An 18,754-nucleotide genomic window follows, 5' to 3' on the forward strand; every position below is an offset into this window, starting at 1 on the left:
GCGGGCGCACCTGCGCTGCAACATCCCGTCAACGAGCGTTTGAAATCTCAAACGGATCGTAGGTTCAAAGGGGGTAAAGGACAATAGGTCGTTCGAAAAAAAGAACAAAAATGCCGCTTTTCAGATCAACGCATCAAAAACCCTTGCCGCAGGAAAAACCATAGATCAACCCCGGCAAAGCGCCAAGCGAGGGTTTTGCAGGACGTTACCGCTTTAAGGAATGCAGCGATTTGCGCCGACACGCACACTGACAAAACCCGCCAAACCCGGCATGGACGCCCCGAGCCGACCTAGGTATGATGTCGCCCGCTGCACCAGTAGCTCAGCTGGATAGAGTACTGCCCTCCGAAGGCAGGGGTCATGGGTTCGAATCCCGTCTGGTGCACCACCTTCTATCCCTTGTATTACAAGGGGTTAGCTCCACTGCCAGAAACCTGTCCTAGTCCTGAAAGTCGTTTTTGCCACAAATTTGCCACACTCAAGTGTGGCGGGAATGGTCGAAATGGCAACAATCAGGAATCGCGGCGAGTATCAGTGGGAAGCGCAAATTCGCCGTAAGGGCTATCCAGCCCAGCGCAAAACCTTCGAAACCAAATCCGATGCCCAAGCCTGGGCACGCATGATCGAAAGCGAAATCGACAGGGGTATCTTTGTCTCTCGGGTCGAAGCTGAACGCACCGCCTTTCATCAACTCATTGATCGCTACATCTCCGAGATCGCTCCGAAGCACAAAGGCGCCTATTCGGAAATCAAACGCCTGGAAGCGCTCAAGCGTCATCCACTGGCGACACGCATCGTTGCCACCCTCACCTCTTCAGATTTTGCCCGCTACCGTGACGAGCGCCTGAAGATCCGCAAAGGCAATACGGTCAAGCGTGAGCTGGCTTTGTTTCAGTGCGTGATCGAGGTCGCTCGCCGCGAATGGGGAATTCACCTTGCGGAAAATCCAGTCAGGATGGTCAGCCGTCCCAGCTACAACGACGAGCGCTCGCGACGGCTTGACCCAATTGAAGAGCAATACATGCTCGGTGCCCTAGAACTACGTGAGCGCCGTGCTGATGGGACCTACGCCGATGCATCACACAATCCCTGGATACGGCCCATCGTCCAACTGGCGATTGAGACAGCGATGCGCCGAGGTGAGATTTTCGAGCTGCGCTGGAAGCATGTGAACTTGGATCGTAGAACCGCGCATCTACCAGCGACGAAGAACGGACTGCCCAGAACCGTCCCGCTTTCACCGAAAGCTATTCAGTTGCTCAAGGATTTACCGCGCTCGCTGTGCGGGCGAGTCTTTCCCACCACGGCTGATGCTCTCAAGAAGGCGTTTGTGAGAGGTCTGGAGCGTGCGAGGCTGAAATACTTGGGAGATTGCGACGTAGCGCAGATCAGGCCTCAGGAAGACTTCCTGATCAATCTGCGCTTTCACGACCTGCGGCATGAAGCGACCTGTCGGCTTGCGACCAAGCTACCGAATCTGATCGAGCTTGCTAGCGTGACGGGGCATCGGGAGGTGAATATGCTGAAGCGGTATTACAACATTACTGCGGAGGAGCTGGCGGCGAAGCTGGCCTGATCAGTCGAACTGGAAACCGAATTCGATAGCCAACGCCTTAAACTGACTATTGAGTTCGGCTCGACGAACGACAATGGCATTACGTTCGAACTCCCCGGCTCTGTAAGCCGTGTTGAATGCACTGATAATTTCTTCTTTCGTTAAAATTATCTCTGTAGCTTGTCTCCTAGTCTTTTCCATTAACCCCCGCACTGCGAGCTGCGCGGCTTCGCTATGGAACGACTCCATGACCAAAAATCCAAAGACGTAATCCTTGATCCAGCCTTCGGCCAGCGCCCACATCAACATCCTTCGATACGTGGGCCAAGCCATATGGGCCTCACCGCTAACGTAGCGCCGCAGGGTCCTCCCATTTTCCAGCCCTGTGATGCTTGTCAGCTGATCTTCTAGCGAGATCTTTGACATTTTTGACGATCGCAACATGAGCGCGAACAGATGCTTGACTCTGTCTACTGGCACTCGAACCAAGAAATTCTTTCGTCCCGATTCTCGATGCCTTGTCATTTCAAGCGCCACGAAATTCGAAACGTCTTCATCTGGGACGTCAGGTAAAAGCAGCTGCGACTGAATGCTTGCGCTCATGAGGCCGATATCCCCTGCCAAAAAGCTGTCCTAGAAATGGAGCGCTTGATTGGCGAAAACTGGAGTCACTTCAGACCAATCGAGCGGAACCGAGATGACAGTAGACTACGAAACCATTCTGAAAATCCAAAAGCTTGGGGACGACGTTCTCGTTGGCGTAGCAGAGGTAGCAGCGCTGACCGGCTTCAGCTTGCTGACAGTGCGTCAACGGAAATTGCCAGGTCTTGATCCTGTTCCTGGTCTTTCACGCCTGAGATGGAGACTCGGGGACTTGAGGCAGTGGATGCGTGGTGGACCGGCGGCGACTTCTGCACTTATTCCCCCTCCGGTACATGCGAGCGCTCGCCATACTGGTGGACGTCCAACCAAGAAGACTCAGGTGGAGGGACGAAAATGAGCAGCCTGGAGATATCGCTAAATTCCATTGATCGCCAAGACCCAGAGGATCGGTTGAAATCCAATACACACTGGTTTCACGTTTTTCAGGCGATGGTGGAACACGAGCTCTCGAAGCTGGGGCCAGATGCCTTCGCAGTCTACTGCGTCATCAAATCCCATTGTGATCTGAGAACAGGATTATCAATCCCCTCAGTTCAGACGATCGCAAAGAAGGCAGGAATCAGTGAGCGCCAGGTTATGAGAAAAATAAAATCGCTCGAAGACCAAGGCTATATTTCCAAATCACGCGCTCGAAAGTACAACCAGTATCAGCTGACTGAAAAAATAATGATCAGCGACTCTCAGGGTCGCCACCGCGGTCATGCGCAATGGAAGTATCGGCCCGGCGAGATCAAAGACGCGGTGCAGGAGCTTAAGCGCATGCTAATTAGCAAAGAAACTGAAGGTCATCACATACATATCGAGCACCTGCAGATCATTGAGAGACAAACCAATATCGGCTTCCAGATCAATCAAGCCGACCTTGACCATTTGGCTGAGAGCAATCCAGACCTTTTCAATAAGCTCCTATCCATACGAAGCGCAATACATGAGCGCAATCGGAACGACGAGTAAGTTATACACAGGACTGACAGTCACATGACATATGGACAGGTACCGCATCGCTTCGGCTGACTGCATGTCATGTGAAACGTGGTTTGAGGTGACACAGGGTCACCCATACAAGAAGAGAAAAAACCATAAGGCCGAGGACGCTTGAAAACTCGATTTAGGTACCCCGTGCGGACCAGTCGGTATGCCACCCCGATGTCAAAAACTCAGCCTTACCAATGATTGATGCTGCCATAGGACAACCACTGCGAGGCTGGCCATTCTAGTTGGAGGGAGCAAAGTGATGATGAGAGTAGACCCACAAGCACCACTGCACCAATTAGCCGATGAGTGCCAGAAAGTTGTATCTAGCCTGCAGAAGAGATCGGCGAAACGCGAAGCCCCCCAAAAAAGAACGACTCAAGAATACCTGAGACTGGCTGCAACTTTGATAAAACGGTCGTTATACACACCCGGTGGATTGTCGGAAGTATTACAAGCAACGGAGTGCAGTAGCACCTTTTACAAGCGCCTAGCGGCCGTTCAATATACATTGCTACAACATCATGAACTGCTGATGGCGCGCCTGGCCGAGACAACTGATGCGATCCAATCTAGACATTTGACACATCAGCTTAATTTCCATTTAAGGCGACTGATGCAATTACGCGAATCACAAGACATTGGCTTCATACATACTAGACGTAAACGCCGCAGTAAACGCCAGGCTCTCCGGGGACTACCCGCCAGTTGGCGGCATGACCTATATGAACGCGCCGACCACGGAAAATATGCCTTACCGATACTAGTGGCCTCTCTAACAGGCTGCCGGCCCGCAGAGCTTCAACACGGCGTGGCAGTATGTAGAGAAATAGATCCGACGACCGGTGAAGATTTTATTGCTTTTTGTATACGAGGCGCCAAAGTTAAATCCGGGCAAGGACAATCATGGCGGATAATCAAATACAGTGTGGATGATCCTCATCCACTCGTCCGTGAAATATGTAAATTCGCATACTGCAGCGACGACGTACCGGTACAAGAAGTAAAAATTGAGAGCGCGTTGAATTTTACGGTTGAGGTACGACGCATAGCCAACGACCTATGGCCACAGCACAAACAGTCCGTCACGGCTTACTGTTTTCGGCACCAATGGGCGGCTGATATGAAAGCTTTCACCGACGGAGATAGCGTTAGCCGTGGCTTAGGACATGCTTCCGCAAAAACCCGGCGCACCTATGGAACAGCAAGCCAGGGTGGCAAATATGGCTTGACTCCTTTAGCTATAGTGGCGACCAATCCGGTTCGAACGTTTACGACAGATCCTCGGCGTCAATCGGCCCCGGAATCAATAGAGCCTTAGTAACTCATTAGGAATAGAACAACCAAACCTTCCACACTCTCACCACAATCCTACCATCATAGGCACACATTCCTGCCACAATGTAACCGAAGTTTTACCATACTAACGACACATTCCAGCCACAATGCTTACACACTGTTGTGGCTGATTTACCTTGGACGCAACATCCTGATTTTTTGTCCCCAGCGATTTCATACATTCTTTGTGCTGGCTCTGCCCAGCACAAAGAATGTGGCCGCAGAGACTGATTTCGTTAGAAATCAGTCTCTGCGGCCTTGGGGACAACCTATGCTTTCAATGCGTCCAACCCTTCTTGACCTGAATCCCAATTGCGTCCCAGTGACGGGTTGCCGCCACTAGCGGATGTTGTGCACAGCCTTTGAGGCTCGGAGGAGTACCCTACTCCTCAGACCAGAAGAGACTATCGCTGAAAGCACTTATTTCGCCGCAGCGGAATCCATCAGTGATCCTGGCGTGACTGCCAAGGCCTCTGCAAGCTTGTAGATGTTCAACAATGCAATATTGCGCTGCCCACGCTCCACGCCCCCGAGATAGCTGCGCGCCAAGCCGCTTTCCAGCGCTAATCGCTCCTGCGACCAACCTTTCGCCTTCCTGATCTCAATCAGCCGCAAGCCGAAGGCGGTACGTGGGTCAATCGCCATTATTCTCTCCCGTAAAGGAGAGGATGCTATGAGTACCCCTACTATAGGACCACGCCCTATGAGTTCACGCTCTATAAGTGACAAATGTAAAAACATACCCTAGCATGTCCTCTATGAGTGACATTGGAGGTAGCTATGAAAAATGCTTTGAAGATCGCGGGGATCCGCCTAGCCAGTGGTATCGCGATACCTGCAGCGGGCCTATCAGGACTCGCGACAATAGGGTCATCACTGGCCATGGCCCTTTCGAGTGAGAACCGGACAACCGACGTATTTCAATTTTTCCTAGTAGTCGTTTCAATTCTCTGTCTCGCGATGTGGTGTTTGGTACAACAGCAAAAACGAGCGAAATCACTCGTCGCCTCTGTCAACCATCAGGAATGCTTGGGCCTCGACGGTACCCAGTTGCTCGGCTATCCAAGCCCGGCATTCATAGTATTTGACCAAACCAAGAAGAAGCTCGCCCAATGCCAAAGTGCGACTGGGGATTATCGAATCCGAGACTTCTCGTGGGTCATGGGCTGGCATTGCGAATGGCGGGAGGTTGAGGCGGTGGAGATGGGAGGCAGTGCCCGAGTCGTCAACGCGACAGGCATGAGCGTTCCAACATTCCAGCGCACACGTCGACTTAAAGACTTCGCACTGGTTTTGACGGTTGCTGATGCAAGCCATCCGACCCTACGCTTTCCAATGAGTCAGCGCGCAGCACAAGAGTGGTGTACCCGGTGCAATGTGCTTTTCAATGGCTAGGCATGAGGCGTCTGGTTGGCAGATAACGACTCTGAAGATGCTCATGGTCCCTGATATCCCCCTCGTTTTGATGGATAACTAACTGCTTTTATCTGAGAGGATGATCGAAAAAGCCCATGATGCGTTCATTCGCCTTTACCACAGTCTGCCGAAATGCTTCGAGCAGCAAAATTAGTAAGGAGGCCATTTGTTAGAACGAATGCAGTACGCATGGCGCTTCGATGCTGAAGCACAAGAATTTCACAGCGTAGCTCCCCTAATAGTCAGAAACGATCCCGGCGACTACTACGTCGTAAGGGACGGATATGGAGATTTGTGGGTGCATGACCCTTGGGGCCGTGAGTGTCACGCTGATTTCGATTTTGTAGAGGTCCATGGAATGAAATTCGATAGAGGGCAATTCGATCCGGAAAAGGTCGATGATCAAAGAACTAGTAAAGAGCCGCCGCCCCGGACCTTGTTTTCTCTTTCACCGGAAGAGATAGAGGACTTGCGCGCTGAAATGAAGCGGGATGGCGCATATATGCGTGAGCGTTTGCAAAAACTCGGTAAGTTGAAGCTCGGTAAAGACGGCTAATGATCTTGCAATGAGAGAGGTGCTACCACCGACTTGGGTTCAACCATGATATCGACGTGAGACTACCCCACCAGCAGTCCGCTGAGAGCCCGCGGGGCGGTGCTTTATGCTGGAAAACTTGAGTCCGCAAGGAGTTGATAGGCCGTTCATTTCTGTTTCAAGCAGCAATACCCTAATTCTGCCGCTATTTTTTACCCATTATTCGGCTTAACGCCGTCGTCAATAGCTTCCCCGACGGCGATCACTAGATGCCGAGCCAAAACGAAGCCGGAAGGATAATTGACACGATCTCTAGCGAGTGGAAATCGCCACCCGCGTAATATCTATAGAAAATGCTCTGCGGCCTAGAGCAGCAAAATCCCTGCAATCTGAGACGCTTTGGTCAAACACGAGTTGATCGCCCTTGCGACGTAGGTAGCGGTCAGTGCCGCAGCTATCGCAGTTTGCTCGAAAGCCGAGAGGACTTTGAAAAAATAGATTCGCCTTAGCGCCACAAACAGGGCATTTTTCCAAGGCAACGATTTCTTGATTGTGTTGCTCCAGGGCTTCCGCTTGCCGAGTTGAGTTAGCCGCGATGAGTGCATGTTTGAGCACAGCAATCGAGCCTTCTGAGACGGCTTCCCTCACCTCAAATGTGTGACTCTGATGATCAACATGCAGCCCATGAATACCGCCAGCCAAAGCCAGTACCTTCACCGGAATTTTGGTTAGCGGCTGGCCGTAAGATCGCAACACCATACGGTAAAGGGCTGTATCAACGAGCTGGCCAAAGCGCTCCACGCAGTACATGTCAGATGGTGACAGAGCAATCCACTGCCCCTGATATGCAGCCTGTTGAGGCTGCTGTCGAATAGCAGGCCAAGCGATGAATCTCTCCAGAGGAAGCTGCAGAGTTTCATCCAACAAATGCGCATCGGTTAACCATGGCACTATAGTGAGAAGAACTTCCTCACAAGCATGCTCACCTGAAACAACGCTGACCAATTGCCAATCCAACCCGCTCTGCTGAAGACGTATACATCTGCCCGCCCAGATGCCCTCGTCTTGATCAGGCAGATATGGGCGTAGCGCATGACGCAGCACTAGACCGGCATAACGTGAGTAGGCATCAGCCAACCACTGATTATGACTGAACCGCTCTTCAGGGCTGCTTCGAGTAGCCATCGTCGTTTGGCCCAGAAGATCCCAGAGTAAGGCTACATGCCGATAATGCGGGTCATGACTCAGGATGTTAGTCAAATGCAGCGCACCCACGACCTGGGCTTGCCGGCTGACCAACAGGTACACACCACTCTGCTGCAACCCCGAAATGACTCGGTGCAAATACTCTACAGTTTCCAACGTTTGGCTCAACAACTCAGAAACCCTACTGGTTGCAGCTTGGTCAAATGTCATCCCCCAGAGTCGGCAAACCTCGCGAGAAAGACGAAAATCAACGCCCTCAGATTCGTAGAACTTCAGTGCCTGATCCAAGGTTGCCTGCAATCCCTTAAGCGCTGACAGACGTCCCCGTAGATGGCCCTCGGTTTTATCAAGCAACCGGGCGTATATGCGGTTTTCGTAGATACCGTAGTCATCCTCGCTGAAGCGTGCCAAAACCTTCTTGGGGATCACCCCACTAAGTGTCTGCCGTTGCCAGAGCTCCGAATGGGATGCCAGATGAACAAGGGCTCCTTTAGCCAATCTACGTGCCCGCGCGACATCGGCGACTTCATCCTCGTAGTGAAGATCCAGCCGTGGCCTCTGCGAAATTTGGTGCAGGTGCCCTTGTTGCACTACATCAAGCAAATGCTCCTCAAACGGCAGAAGATGACTCTGGGTATCAATGATCGCGGCAGGCATCAGCGGAGACATCAACGGATCCTGAGACAGGCCAACATCAATCGCCGCTACGGCTTTGCACAACGTCTCTATTTCCGCAGATTGCGCTTGCGGGGATAAAGAGAAAGAGTGCACCTCATTGCCCAACTGGCAGCGTTCGCCTCCATCACTCACTAGAACGCCAGTAAAAACCGGCGTGTGCCCATTGAAGGCTGGCCCATCACCGGCGTGCTGATAACGGCCCGGCTCGACGATTTCTGATAGCTGCCGGAACTGCTCGCCAGTGAGTCGATCGAGCCACATCAGTGTCGACCGTCCAAACGTCGAATATCCGCATCCAGCAATTCGATGGACTTCTGTGGCTCGCCGTCAAGACTAGCTTCGACCCAGAAGTCTTCTAAGGCGCCTCTCAAGTTTCTGACTGCTTCAACGCCGACGTTATAGCGGCCTGTGACCTTGCCCTGGCGCATGACACGTGTGGAGAGCAAGTGGTCGAGCGCCTCTCCCGAGGAAGCACCGCATGCCAGCATCACCGGAATGAAATCCAACGCCTGCTTTTCAAAACGGTTGCCCCATCCCAACGCGAACCGGCTACCTAATTGCTCAGTGAAGGCATCCCCCGTCAAGCGCTGCAGCAACTCGACAACCTCCTCCTTATGGTCTGCCCGAGCCTTAGTAAACGCTTTGCGCAGTGAGCGATAGGAGTAGCTTGCCGGCTCCATTCCCTTGATTTCAAAGCGATGATCCTGCTTAGGCAGCGTCATGACATGGGCGCGATCGTAAGTTTTGTCAGCCAGTTCATTGGTCGTTTCGTCGTGGTTGGCCGTGCCAATGAACCACACATTTTCTGGAACCAGGATCTTTCGCCCTTCGCTCAACATGGAGGGAGCATTGGGAAGCGCGGTCTCGGAGAGACTGATCAAGCGCTCGCCCCGGTTGTTCTTTTCCAGCGCCGAGAGAAACTCAGCAAAGTACTGTTCTGGCCGCGAGAGATTCATCTCATCCAGCAGGATGACGTTGCAGGTATCCTGCCAACGAGGCGTCTGCGCTTTGTACAGCGCCTGCAGGCAATCCTTCTCATAAAAACGCCGCTCAAAAGCGTTGTAATGCCCGAGCAAATCATCTCGATCGCGCCAGCCGGCCTGCACGGCAATGTCCGTGCAAAAACCACCCATCGCTTTAGTGAAAGCCTTGGCCAAACTCGTTTTGCCTGTACCGCTGATACCCTGGAAGACGTGCAACTGGCTCATGGCCAAGCCGCCAAGCAACACGCGGATATCTTCTAGGGGGTAGAACAGCTCTACATGCTCCTCAGCTCGGGCAATCCGATGCTGCAACTGCTCAGCAAATATTTTGAGGTCAGGCACCTCATCCAAATCCATGCTAGCCCTGTACTCACGGTCGGAATCCATAAGCGACATGGCCGGGAAGGGTGTCTGCGTTTTCTGGGAGTTGGTCAGTTGCTGGATTCGGCTTTCAAGGTCATCAATATGCACAGCCAGCGTGTTTTTATGCTGTTCCAGCACACGCTTCTCCCGCGCGACAGCCTCCAACTCAGTCGAGGCAACGCGCTTGATGCTCATCTCTCGCCGCAACTCATCGAGCTCCGGTCGAAGAACTGAGATGTCCCGCTCCAGATCAGCTTTGCTGCTACGCAGATATTCATTCTCCCTTTGCAGCTCGGTGGCGTCAGACTGTTCCAGATCGCGCTTCAGGGCTCTATTGTCATGCTTCAAGTTTTCCAACTGCTCGAGAATCTCAGCCCCCGATTGCTCACCCAGTGCCTGGTTGAGCTCCTGAATCTCTGCCCACTGTTCCTTCAGCTTTTCGGCTTTATCCCAGGCACTGTCACGCTGACGCTCCAGACTGGAAATCGCTTGGACATGCCTAGCACGCTCCGCATCCATCTCAGTGGCGATACGCAGCTCCAGTTCATCCTCTGCAGCCTTGATATCAGCCCACTCGCGATCAAGCCTGCTACGCTCTCGATCGAGTCTCATTTTACTCTGGTTGATTTCATGCTCACGTTGATCCAGTTGCCTGATCCGCTCGGCCTCTTCCTCGGTGCAATTAAACTTGACCTCCGCCAGACGCCGGGCTGTCTGCGAAAGCTCGGCATCCAGCTTGCGCTTCTCTTCCTGCAACTGCTGCAATTGAGCTTCAGATTGCCGAGCCAACTGAAGCTTACGATCCTCGAGCTGACGCAGCGCTTCTTCGTTCTGCTCGAGGAAGTTGGCTTGCGCGTTTGCTTCACGAACACTCAGTGAGCGCTCAGTATCCAGCAGCTCAGACTTCCTAATAGCAAATACCTGCTGCTCACTCGCTAGATCCGCCTTGCCACGCTCCAAGTCTGCGCGGGCAAGCTCAAGCGTCTGCTGCAGGTCCGTCACCGCCTGCTTGCTCAGCTCAGCATCCGAAGCGATTAAATTGGCCGCATTCCAGCGCTCGGAGTACTCGTCATGCAGGCGTTCCTTGAATCTCGTCAACTCCCTGCAAACATCTGCAAACTGCTCAATCCAACGGACCAGATGGGTGTCGCGCTGAAGACGCTCGATTACGCTATGCAGCCAGTCCTGATCGATCTGGATGTCCAGCTTCACATCAAACGACTGATAAACTCTGGATGCACTCTCAAATGAAGCGCTCCAGACAGGAACTAGCTTTTCCAGTGAAGAACGTGAAGCTCCTGTGATGACAGGTGCCGCCGGAATATGCGGCGAGCCAAATTTGTTCGGGTTCTTCTTCGCCATTACATCCATTCCTTAAAACATGCAGTGAAGCTCAGGGCGTACTGAATGCTGTCCAGCGCCATCTGACGGGTGAGTTGTGTTGTTTCTCGTCCGGTAAAGCTGCTCTGGGCGTGACTACTTCGATTTCGCAGATCAGCAAGATCTAAAAGCTTATCCAGCTGAAGGTCACGATCACCCAACACCATGAGCGGATGCTGCGGCGTATTAAGAGTGCCTATGGCTGCGGCAAAAGTGAGCGCTTTAAGAGAGGACTCAGGCTTGGAGCAAGCCCAGATAACCTGATCAATCTTCTGTCTAGCCAGCAGCCTGATAACACCCTCGGTGAAGGCCGGGATCTGCAGCGCTAAGAGAATCCGTTGATTGAGCTTCTGGTCGGATCTCTGCAGTTTTGGTAACTGCCCTACGTTCGCTGGATATGTGCGAATTAGCCACTGCATGACGACCTCCAGTAGCTTCTGACACTCCATCAGCGCCGCGTCCAACTCTTGGTCGTGGCTATCACCTTGATGAAGCTTCTCGTTGCGCACTAGCAGTGCAGCTAAATGGCGTTTGATATCGGGCTGGCGTTCCACCCAGGGGAATTCGATGAGAACTTGCAGCTCAGCCTGCTTACGCACTGCCTCCAGCCACTGCTCCACCGTCTGATCGTCCGCACGCGCCATACCCACTAATGACTCCAATCGGGCCACCAGTTTTGGGTCACGATCGATCACCTGCCGCAGGGTGCTCTGCAGCCACCAGGCATTTTCTCGGAGCTCAAACGGATCCCTGACTGACCACAGTTCAAGGCCGGAAGCATCCCCCGTTATCCAAACCAGAACCCGCGCTGATTGAGGAGCATCATCAAGTCGCTGCCCCCCCTGCAGACTGATTTGCCTAAGTACCCAACTACCCTGGTCAAGTTGTTGGTTGGCTCGATAGTCTTCCCGATAATCCCGGTAAGCCAGCATCAAGGATTCGTGATCAAGGGCTGGCAAGTCGGATTTCCCGCTTGGGATCATGAAGGGTTTGATCGTACGACCGGTTTTTCTTTCATCCGTGAACTCTGGATACCGAGCCAAAGGATCTCTGGGCTCGACCTGATTGATCTCTGCAATCAACCGCGGCCAGAACTTTCCGGTCAGAGCGTCTTGTAGCAAGTAGCCAGATTTAAGGTTGCCATCGCCTTCCGCCTCATCATTCAGGGTCTTTTCGCCCTTGGGAGTCAGCGCACTCGCACCATCAACTAACCACCCATTGCTAATGCCCTGTGCAAGCACCAGCTTGATCAAATTCAGATGAAGTCCAGTTAGCTCGGCAATGATCTCGGGATGGCTGGTACGCGCACGGATAAGACCAAACACTGCACGCTGAAAAAGATTCAGCAGAGGCCGTTTAGCCTCGGGGTATAGCACGCGATGCACTAAAACCGGCCAGAGGACAGGCTTTTTAGCCCCTCTTGGAGCCGCGCCAAACTTCAGATATGAGCGGGTCTCAGCGAATACAGCCATGCTCACCTCCGCAAAGTTTATACAACGCGGCTAAGGCCGGCACCGCTACCTCGGCATCCGGACTGGTCGCCAAACTCGCATCTCCCACACAGATCAGCATTTGCCTTTGACGACTCATTGCCACGTTCATACGGTTTGGTAATCGTAGAAAGCCAAACTGGCGGTTCAGCTGTTGTTCATGATCAAGCGCTTGATCGCCAGCATCATTACCCGCCTTCATTTGCTGGTAAGTACGAACACACGACAGCAGCACCACATCAAATTCCTTGCCTTGGAAAGCATCGACAGACCCGACGCGCAGACGCTCTTCGACACTAACCGTTCCGTCACTGCGGACCTTTCTAGCCCATTTGAAGTGCTCATGTGGCTCGTATGTGCCGTCACGTCGCTCCATCAACGGCACACCGTCGATCTGATGCTGGGCAAGCTTCTCCATGATCAGATCTCGCTGTGCCGCATAAAAGGTGATGATGCCAATCGACAAGACATCGCCACCGGCCCTCAGAAGCTTTACAACTTCCTCAGCAATGCGTTTAGCTTCGCTTTCCCTGATTCGGCTGCGGGTGCCTTCCCGGTGCTGATCCCGGCCTTGCGCTGCAGGGACGTCGAGCCACTGACAAACATGTTCGCGATAATGCTCTGCCGATAGGCCCAGACCGTCGAGAAACTCGCGAGTGAAAGCAAATTCTTCCGCCCCCTTACCAGAATCGAGGACTTCCAGGCCAACAGACTCGTAGAACTGCTTGCTGATGAAATCGCCTAGTATCGGATGCATACGGAACTGGGTATTCAGCATCACCACCCGAGGAATCGAGCCCGGCACATCCAAATCCCGCAGCTTTATGCGCATGCGCTCGAACAAGCTGGACCGAAACGCAGCAAGTTGCAGCTCTGTCAGGGCATGTTCCTCTTGCAACTTCCCCTCAATGTCTGGCTCGAGCATGTGCGGTAGCTGCCGGTCATCCCCCACCAAGACGATGCGACGTTTGGCCATGGCCATCGGCACAAACAGGTCCAAGGGGTTGGCACGAGCGGCCTCGTCGATGACCACGGTATCGAATTCGATTTCGGTGCTATCGAAGCCCGCCACCGACTTCAGACTTGCCATCTGCCGACCAGCCGATTGCTGACAGGTTGCTCCCACTACCATGGAGTATTCGTTGACCACGGCCTTGGCTGCATGGCGATCAACTGCCAAGCCATCGGCAAGTTGCTCCAGCACCCAGGCGACGCCTTGCTTGCGCTGCCGAAGCTTGCCCTCCAGATGTCGGTCGATATCGTCCAGCAGAGCCAGACCTTCGGGGTCCGCCTGACGCTTCAGTTCTGCAGGCCGATAGTCCGGCAAATACTGCTCAAGCAGGCTGGTCTGGCAATCTGCGAGTGCATGCAAGGTCGGCTCAGCCAGCTCAGAGCTGTCTGCCGCCTCTTGCAGCAAGGCCAGTAGCTCGGCGCGGCAGTTCTGACCGTGGCGCCTCAACCAGTTGAGCAGATCCCATGCTCGATCCGGGCCATCGTCGGCGAATGAGGATGTCTCGACACGCAGTGCTCGGATATGTCGCAAGGCCTGGACATCCAGCCGGCTCCCGGTAGGGCTCGGCGCCTGTTGCTTTAACTTCGCGACATAGTCCTCAAGCTGGCTTTCAAGCTTGGGCGGCAATACCACGCCTCGCTGATCCAAGTCGCGTAAACCATCCAGAATGCTCTCGAATGCTTGAGCTTGTTGAGCGGGTAATGCACCTGAAACTCGGGCAAGTGCCAGCTTGACTGATAGCCCCCTTACCAGTTCCAGTTCAGGGTACTTGCAATACTCTGCGGCTATCTTCTCTTGCAAGTGGACCGCTTGCCGCTCCAGCCATGGATCAATCAGCGCCGCCTCATCATGGGTGCCGCGCTTACCGCCCACACGAGCCCCGGGCAACCCGAAGACATCGCTGCGATCCAGCGCGTTGTCGACCGCATCGTGCTGAAAGCTGCTGATCAAAACCTGCGAGGCTATATTCCGCTCCTCTGCCACCTCGGCCAGACGGCGTTGCAATGCCGCAATTACCTGCGTCTTCCCTGTACCAGGCGGGCCGATAATGATCGCGAGATCAGGGGTATTAAGTGCGCTTACCAGAGCCAGCTTTTGCCTCTCTGTAGGCTCCCCCCCATTAAAGGCCTCCAGCACATAAGGTGTAAGTCCTTCGATGGTCCGGCGCCTTGCCGCAGGCACCGCCACTCCCTCCAGCAGCCATTTCAATTGCGGCAGTCGCTTGCCTGAGTCAATCGATTGTTTGGCAGCAAGACGGCGCTTGCCTACAGAGCGCTGGCCAGCCAATGACAGATACAGCCACCCTTCGCCCTGCTTTGGACGAACGTCACGCTTACTAGAGGCCGGTTTGAAAACCACACAATCGGGCTCGAACCGTAAGGTACCTCTTGGTGTATTTGCAGCTGTCTTCGTTTCCTCAGTGGAAAGCTCTTCCAACCAGTCAGGTCGCTCATCACCTAGGTCAACTTGGGTATCAGCGGCCAACTCAAGATTGCGCCAGCGCTCTCTGAACTCTCTATAGTCGTCTTGAGATTTCGGCGTCAGACGCCAAATATTTTCACGCCCTTCTTCATCCCCTTGACAATGCACATAACGCAGAGAACGTAAGGTCTCTGCCTTCATCAACTCACCCTGCCACTCTTTATCGTTGTAGAGGTTCCACAACTCCAAATAGCTGGCGTTGTCGCGTAAAGCGGCATCCAACAACGCTTGCTGACTGGCGCTGTTGAGAGACGTTGCGACAGAGGCGTCACGAAATTCAAACTGGCCAATCAGCAATGAAAATGCACTGTCACGACGAGAGTGGCGAGTAACACGTTTGATCAGCAGCCCACGGTCCTGCCGCTGTTCCACGTCGGCGCGCCAGCCCTTGCCCAGCAACTGGAAACTACCTTTGGAGGTGCTGTTGCTAAACCTGGCGACGCTGAGCCAGTCACCTTCGGACTGCCCGCTCACCAGAAACTGCTCTGCGAACCAGCGGCAGGCAAGGTCGATGCTGTTATCGGCGATCTCCTGCTTGGTGTAGAGCTCATCGGCAAGCAACTCGTCGACACCCAGTTCAAGTTGCATGGCGGATACTTCGACAGGTGCGCAGTACTGCATCAGGAGCTTGCCGCCTTGTTTACTAGTCAGCAGCCAACGGGTCTGGTCACGCAGTACCAAGCGGCTAAACAGGCCATGATCAGCCGCAGAGCATTTGACCCTGATGCGTGCGTCACCCTGCGCTGCGAGCCATTCATCCTGATAGCCCTGCAGGAAAATCGCCTGACCAGCCTGAAGGGTATCGATGCGCTCATCCGTAGAGAGCGGTAGCACATCTTCGGATAGCATCGGGAAGTCTTTAAATTCCATGCGCGATCACCACCTGAACTGCCAAATTACATGGGATCGGTCCAGTTCGCCGACATGGATCTGGTAAGGCTCTGCATGCTGTCCGCGCAGACTTTCCTTGAGGCCTTGATAACGCTCCAGTGGCTTCGTCGCCGCTCCCCGTTGGATATACAGCTTGCGCTGCGGCAGCGGGTGAATACCCAGCCCCTTCTCGCCATACTCGATACGGATGTGGTCGGCAGGCCATTGGTCATAGCTGAAAGTTGGTAGTAGCCGCTTGAGCTCCACCTCGCCCCCCGGCTGCAGCCAGACCTTTCGGCCCGTTGCGATCATCTGGGCAGGTGTATCAGAGGAAGCCTGCGACTCAGCAGGCAAAGCAATGAACTCCTCAAAAAGCACCAAGCGAGTATCCGCAGGCTCATCGCAGAAAAAGCACGAAGCGTCGTCGACAGAATTCACATCCACTGGCAGCAGGCTGGTACTGCCGCAACCCGCGCAGCAATAGGTGCGCTCATCAATCTCAACCAGAGCCTCAAGCCACTCGGCCATGCTCGGGCGCTCGCTAGGGCGATGAAGTCCCTGTTCAAAGCAGCGGCTAAAAAGCGCAGGCAGCGTGCTGTGCTCAATCAATTGAAGAGGCAGGTTGGCAAAGGACTGATTGGCATCGTCCTGCGTATCGTTAACCCAAGGACGCTCACCCCGTAGAGCGGCTTCCTCTTCCTCGGGCTCCCCATCACAGACCAGCTCGCCCTTGAAGGGGTGATTGTGGGTAAGCAGCTGATAGGCGATGACGGCGAAGCTCCAGCTATCCGTCAGGCTGGAAAGAAGCGCATCTCCACGCACCACCTCAGGCGCCCCATAGTCGGCTGTGTGCACGGTCAGACCGCTATGTGCATCCAGGCTGATGTTGTCGCAATCGATCAGCCAGGTCTCTGCATGTTCAGGGTCATCCGACACGAAAATGTTGCTCGGGGATAGATCGCCATAAAGCATGCCACGCGTATGAAGTTGATTCAGTGTTCTGGCCAACTGGCCCAGAATACGAATGCGACGTCGCAAGCCACCCTGCCGCAGATAATCGGCAGATGCAGCCTCTTCGGCATTTACGAAGCTATCGAGCAGACTTTGTAATGGCACCAACCCATCCATAAGTTCCATGACATAGCCAAAACGTGGAGCTGCTAGAAGCGCCAGCGGTCTGGCGAGTTTCAGTCCGCCTAGATCCAGATTCACCAGCCAGGCGATATGTTGCTGCCAGCGAAGGCGGGCGTGCTCGTCCTTCTTCGTAAAACCCTTGATCAGAACCTGCGGGTACTGTGTCCGATAAACGATTCCCTGCCCGCCTCGGCTCAACTCTTCCCTCAGCTCGTATACTGAGCCTTTGGTATCTTGCACCAGGCGCTTCTGCTGCACTGTCGTAGTAGCGGTCATCTGCTTCAATCCGTTAAGAATATTCCAGCGATAGTCTTGTCATCGCCATGACGGGGCGTGGTCCATCCGTGCAGCTCTCGAGTTAGCCAATGGCGCATACCGCGCCTGCTGCTGCGCAAATGACGCTGATAGATCGCATCGAAAAATGGCTCAAGCTGTTCAGGGATCAGGTCATCCGATATGCCATCTGTCATCAGCACCACCCCGTCTCCTGGCTGACTGAGCTCGAGATCGGCGCTGTAGCTTCCGTTAGAATCTGCCTGCGCCAAGGTAGTGGTCTGATTGCTGAAGCCCAGACGCTGGCTAGTCAGCACCTTGAACACGCCCAGGCTTCTAACAAGCAGCAAACCATCGCCCACCTGACCAACCACACCTCTCCCAGAAGCATCTACCTGAGCCCAGAGGCATGTTGTTTCATAGGCCCTGTAACGGTCACCAAAGTGGGCAAGCCAAGCATCGCGCAAGGCTGAGGCTATCGCGCCATGCGGCACGCTTTGTCTCTGACGGGCTATTTGCCTGAAGAGCTGAACGACCTTTCGAGAGCCAAAATGGCTGAGTGGGCGACTGCCTAACCCATCTGCCACGGCAATACACCAACCGCCGCGCAAACCGCTGACACAAAGGGCGTCTTGATTAGGCGTGCCGTCCAGTTGATGCGCCGGACCTCGCACCGACGCACCGCCTCCCAGCAGGCGCATCAGAACTCCCAGTCTTGATCGTCGGCGCTTGGTATCAGTAGGGGGGTTGATTGATTGGGCGTAGCGGACTGACTCCGAGCACTGACACTCATGCTCACTGCCCGAAAAAAACGGTGAATGTCTCGAGCATTCTCGGCACGAAACAATGGCGCTTCGGGGTCGTTGGCGAAGTCACGGAGCATCTGCTCATCCGCATCGGCGCCAATGGCCATGGCAAAGCGAGTGGCTTTAGAGGAGCGCTCGCCATTGATCAGGCGAGCAAAAGGCACTTCCCAATCATCATTGGGGTAGCCATCAGATACCAACACGACAACCGGTGTATAGACGCGGGTAGCGTCTTCGATCATTTGGCCGGCTAGCGAGAGAGCTCCACCCAGCGGGGTCATACCCTCTGCCACCAATGGTGTAAAGCTCTGCAACTGGTGAGCCGGTGTCAGCGGCAAATTCAGCTCAGCTTGGCTACCACCAAAAGTGATCACACTGACTTGGATCTCTGCGCGAAGACGACTCTCGCTGGAAAAGCTGGCGATCATGTCCTTGAGCCCTTTATTCAGGGCCTCAATCTTGCCGTCTACCGCCATGCTGCCGCTGGTGTCAGCCAATACGATGATCGGCAGCGGGCGAGCGGTTTGGACTTGGAATTTCTTCAGTTCTGACATTAGCACTTTCCCTGTTTCAAATAAGAGACATCCACACCTTGCGC

Annotated in this window: 14 protein-coding genes and 1 tRNA gene; 6 read left to right on the plus strand and 9 right to left on the minus strand. The window is 54.0% G+C overall.

Going from position 1 to position 18,754, the window contains the following annotated elements; genetic code table 11:
• The first annotated feature begins 311 nt into the window (after positions 1–311).
• Positions 312–388, plus strand: a tRNA-Arg gene (locus CXF97_RS05635).
• A gap of 114 nt (positions 389–502) precedes the next feature.
• Complete coding sequence (locus CXF97_RS05640; RefSeq protein WP_101157000.1) at positions 503–1,576, plus strand: site-specific integrase; 1,074 nt, start codon at positions 503–505, stop codon at positions 1,574–1,576.
• Here the strand turns inward: CXF97_RS05640 and CXF97_RS05645 are convergent, their stop codons facing one another.
• Positions 1,577–2,158, minus strand: coding sequence for a hypothetical protein (locus tag CXF97_RS05645; RefSeq protein WP_101157099.1), 582 nt, complete (start codon positions 2,156–2,158; stop codon positions 1,577–1,579).
• A 393-nt stretch (positions 2,159–2,551) separates the two neighbouring features.
• Between CXF97_RS05645 and CXF97_RS05655 the strand changes: the two genes are divergently transcribed.
• Complete coding sequence (locus CXF97_RS05655; protein ID WP_101157004.1) at positions 2,552–3,172, plus strand: helix-turn-helix domain-containing protein; 621 nt, start codon at positions 2,552–2,554, stop codon at positions 3,170–3,172.
• A gap of 280 nt (positions 3,173–3,452) precedes the next feature.
• Positions 3,453–4,511 (plus strand): site-specific integrase, encoded by a 1,059-nt coding sequence (locus CXF97_RS27925; RefSeq protein WP_157830859.1) that lies wholly within the window; start codon positions 3,453–3,455, stop codon positions 4,509–4,511.
• Between the two features lie 437 nt (positions 4,512–4,948).
• Here the strand turns inward: CXF97_RS27925 and CXF97_RS05660 are convergent, their stop codons facing one another.
• A complete protein-coding gene (locus CXF97_RS05660; RefSeq protein ID WP_010431177.1) occupies positions 4,949–5,173 on the minus strand; it encodes a helix-turn-helix domain-containing protein in 225 nt (74 codons plus the stop codon).
• 135 nt (positions 5,174–5,308) lie between these two features.
• On the opposite strand from CXF97_RS05660, the gene CXF97_RS05665 reads away from it, so the two are divergent.
• Together CXF97_RS05665 and CXF97_RS05670 are read left to right on the plus strand one after the other, a co-directional pair.
• Positions 5,309–5,923 carry a hypothetical protein gene (locus tag CXF97_RS05665; protein ID WP_101157006.1) on the plus strand — a complete coding sequence of 205 codons (615 nt, stop codon included), beginning with the start codon at positions 5,309–5,311 and terminating at the stop codon, positions 5,921–5,923.
• Positions 5,924–6,110: 187 nt separating this feature from the next.
• On the plus strand, positions 6,111–6,500 hold the full coding sequence (locus tag CXF97_RS05670) for a hypothetical protein (RefSeq protein WP_256589698.1): 390 nt from the start codon (positions 6,111–6,113) through the stop codon (positions 6,498–6,500).
• Positions 6,501–6,791: 291 nt separating this feature from the next.
• Here the strand turns inward: CXF97_RS05670 and CXF97_RS05675 are convergent, their stop codons facing one another.
• Genes CXF97_RS05675 through CXF97_RS05705 form a run of 7 tightly spaced genes read right to left on the minus strand, consistent with a single transcriptional unit; the run spans position 6,792 to position 18,710 of the window.
• A complete protein-coding gene (locus CXF97_RS05675; RefSeq protein ID WP_256589699.1) occupies positions 6,792–8,624 on the minus strand; it encodes a hypothetical protein in 1,833 nt (610 codons plus the stop codon).
• Positions 8,624–11,071, minus strand: coding sequence for an AAA family ATPase (locus CXF97_RS05680; RefSeq protein WP_101157010.1), 2,448 nt, complete (start codon positions 11,069–11,071; stop codon positions 8,624–8,626). The genes CXF97_RS05675 and CXF97_RS05680 overlap by 1 nt, the downstream gene beginning before the upstream one ends.
• The gene (locus tag CXF97_RS05685) at positions 11,071–12,561 is read right to left on the minus strand and encodes a hypothetical protein (RefSeq protein ID WP_101157012.1); all 1,491 of its coding nucleotides are present in this window, start codon (positions 12,559–12,561) and stop codon (positions 11,071–11,073) included. The genes CXF97_RS05680 and CXF97_RS05685 overlap by 1 nt, the downstream gene beginning before the upstream one ends.
• A complete protein-coding gene (locus CXF97_RS05690; RefSeq protein ID WP_101157014.1) occupies positions 12,545–15,943 on the minus strand; it encodes a DEAD/DEAH box helicase in 3,399 nt (1,132 codons plus the stop codon). The genes CXF97_RS05685 and CXF97_RS05690 overlap by 17 nt, the downstream gene beginning before the upstream one ends.
• A gap of 6 nt (positions 15,944–15,949) precedes the next feature.
• Complete coding sequence (locus tag CXF97_RS05695; protein ID WP_101157016.1) at positions 15,950–17,353, minus strand: lipopolysaccharide kinase InaA family protein; 1,404 nt, start codon at positions 17,351–17,353, stop codon at positions 15,950–15,952.
• A 5-nt stretch (positions 17,354–17,358) separates the two neighbouring features.
• Entirely contained in the window at positions 17,359–18,051 is a 693-nt protein-coding gene (locus tag CXF97_RS05700) for a PP2C family serine/threonine-protein phosphatase (RefSeq protein WP_101157018.1), read from the minus strand.
• Entirely contained in the window at positions 18,051–18,710 is a 660-nt protein-coding gene (locus CXF97_RS05705; protein WP_099315379.1) for a VWA domain-containing protein, read from the minus strand. The genes CXF97_RS05700 and CXF97_RS05705 overlap by 1 nt, the downstream gene beginning before the upstream one ends.
• Positions 18,711–18,754 lie beyond the last annotated feature (44 nt).

Origin of the sequence: Pseudomonas sp. Choline-02u-1 (assembly GCF_002836515.1) — a bacterium.
Classification (GTDB): Bacteria; Pseudomonadota; Gammaproteobacteria; order Pseudomonadales; family Pseudomonadaceae; genus Aquipseudomonas.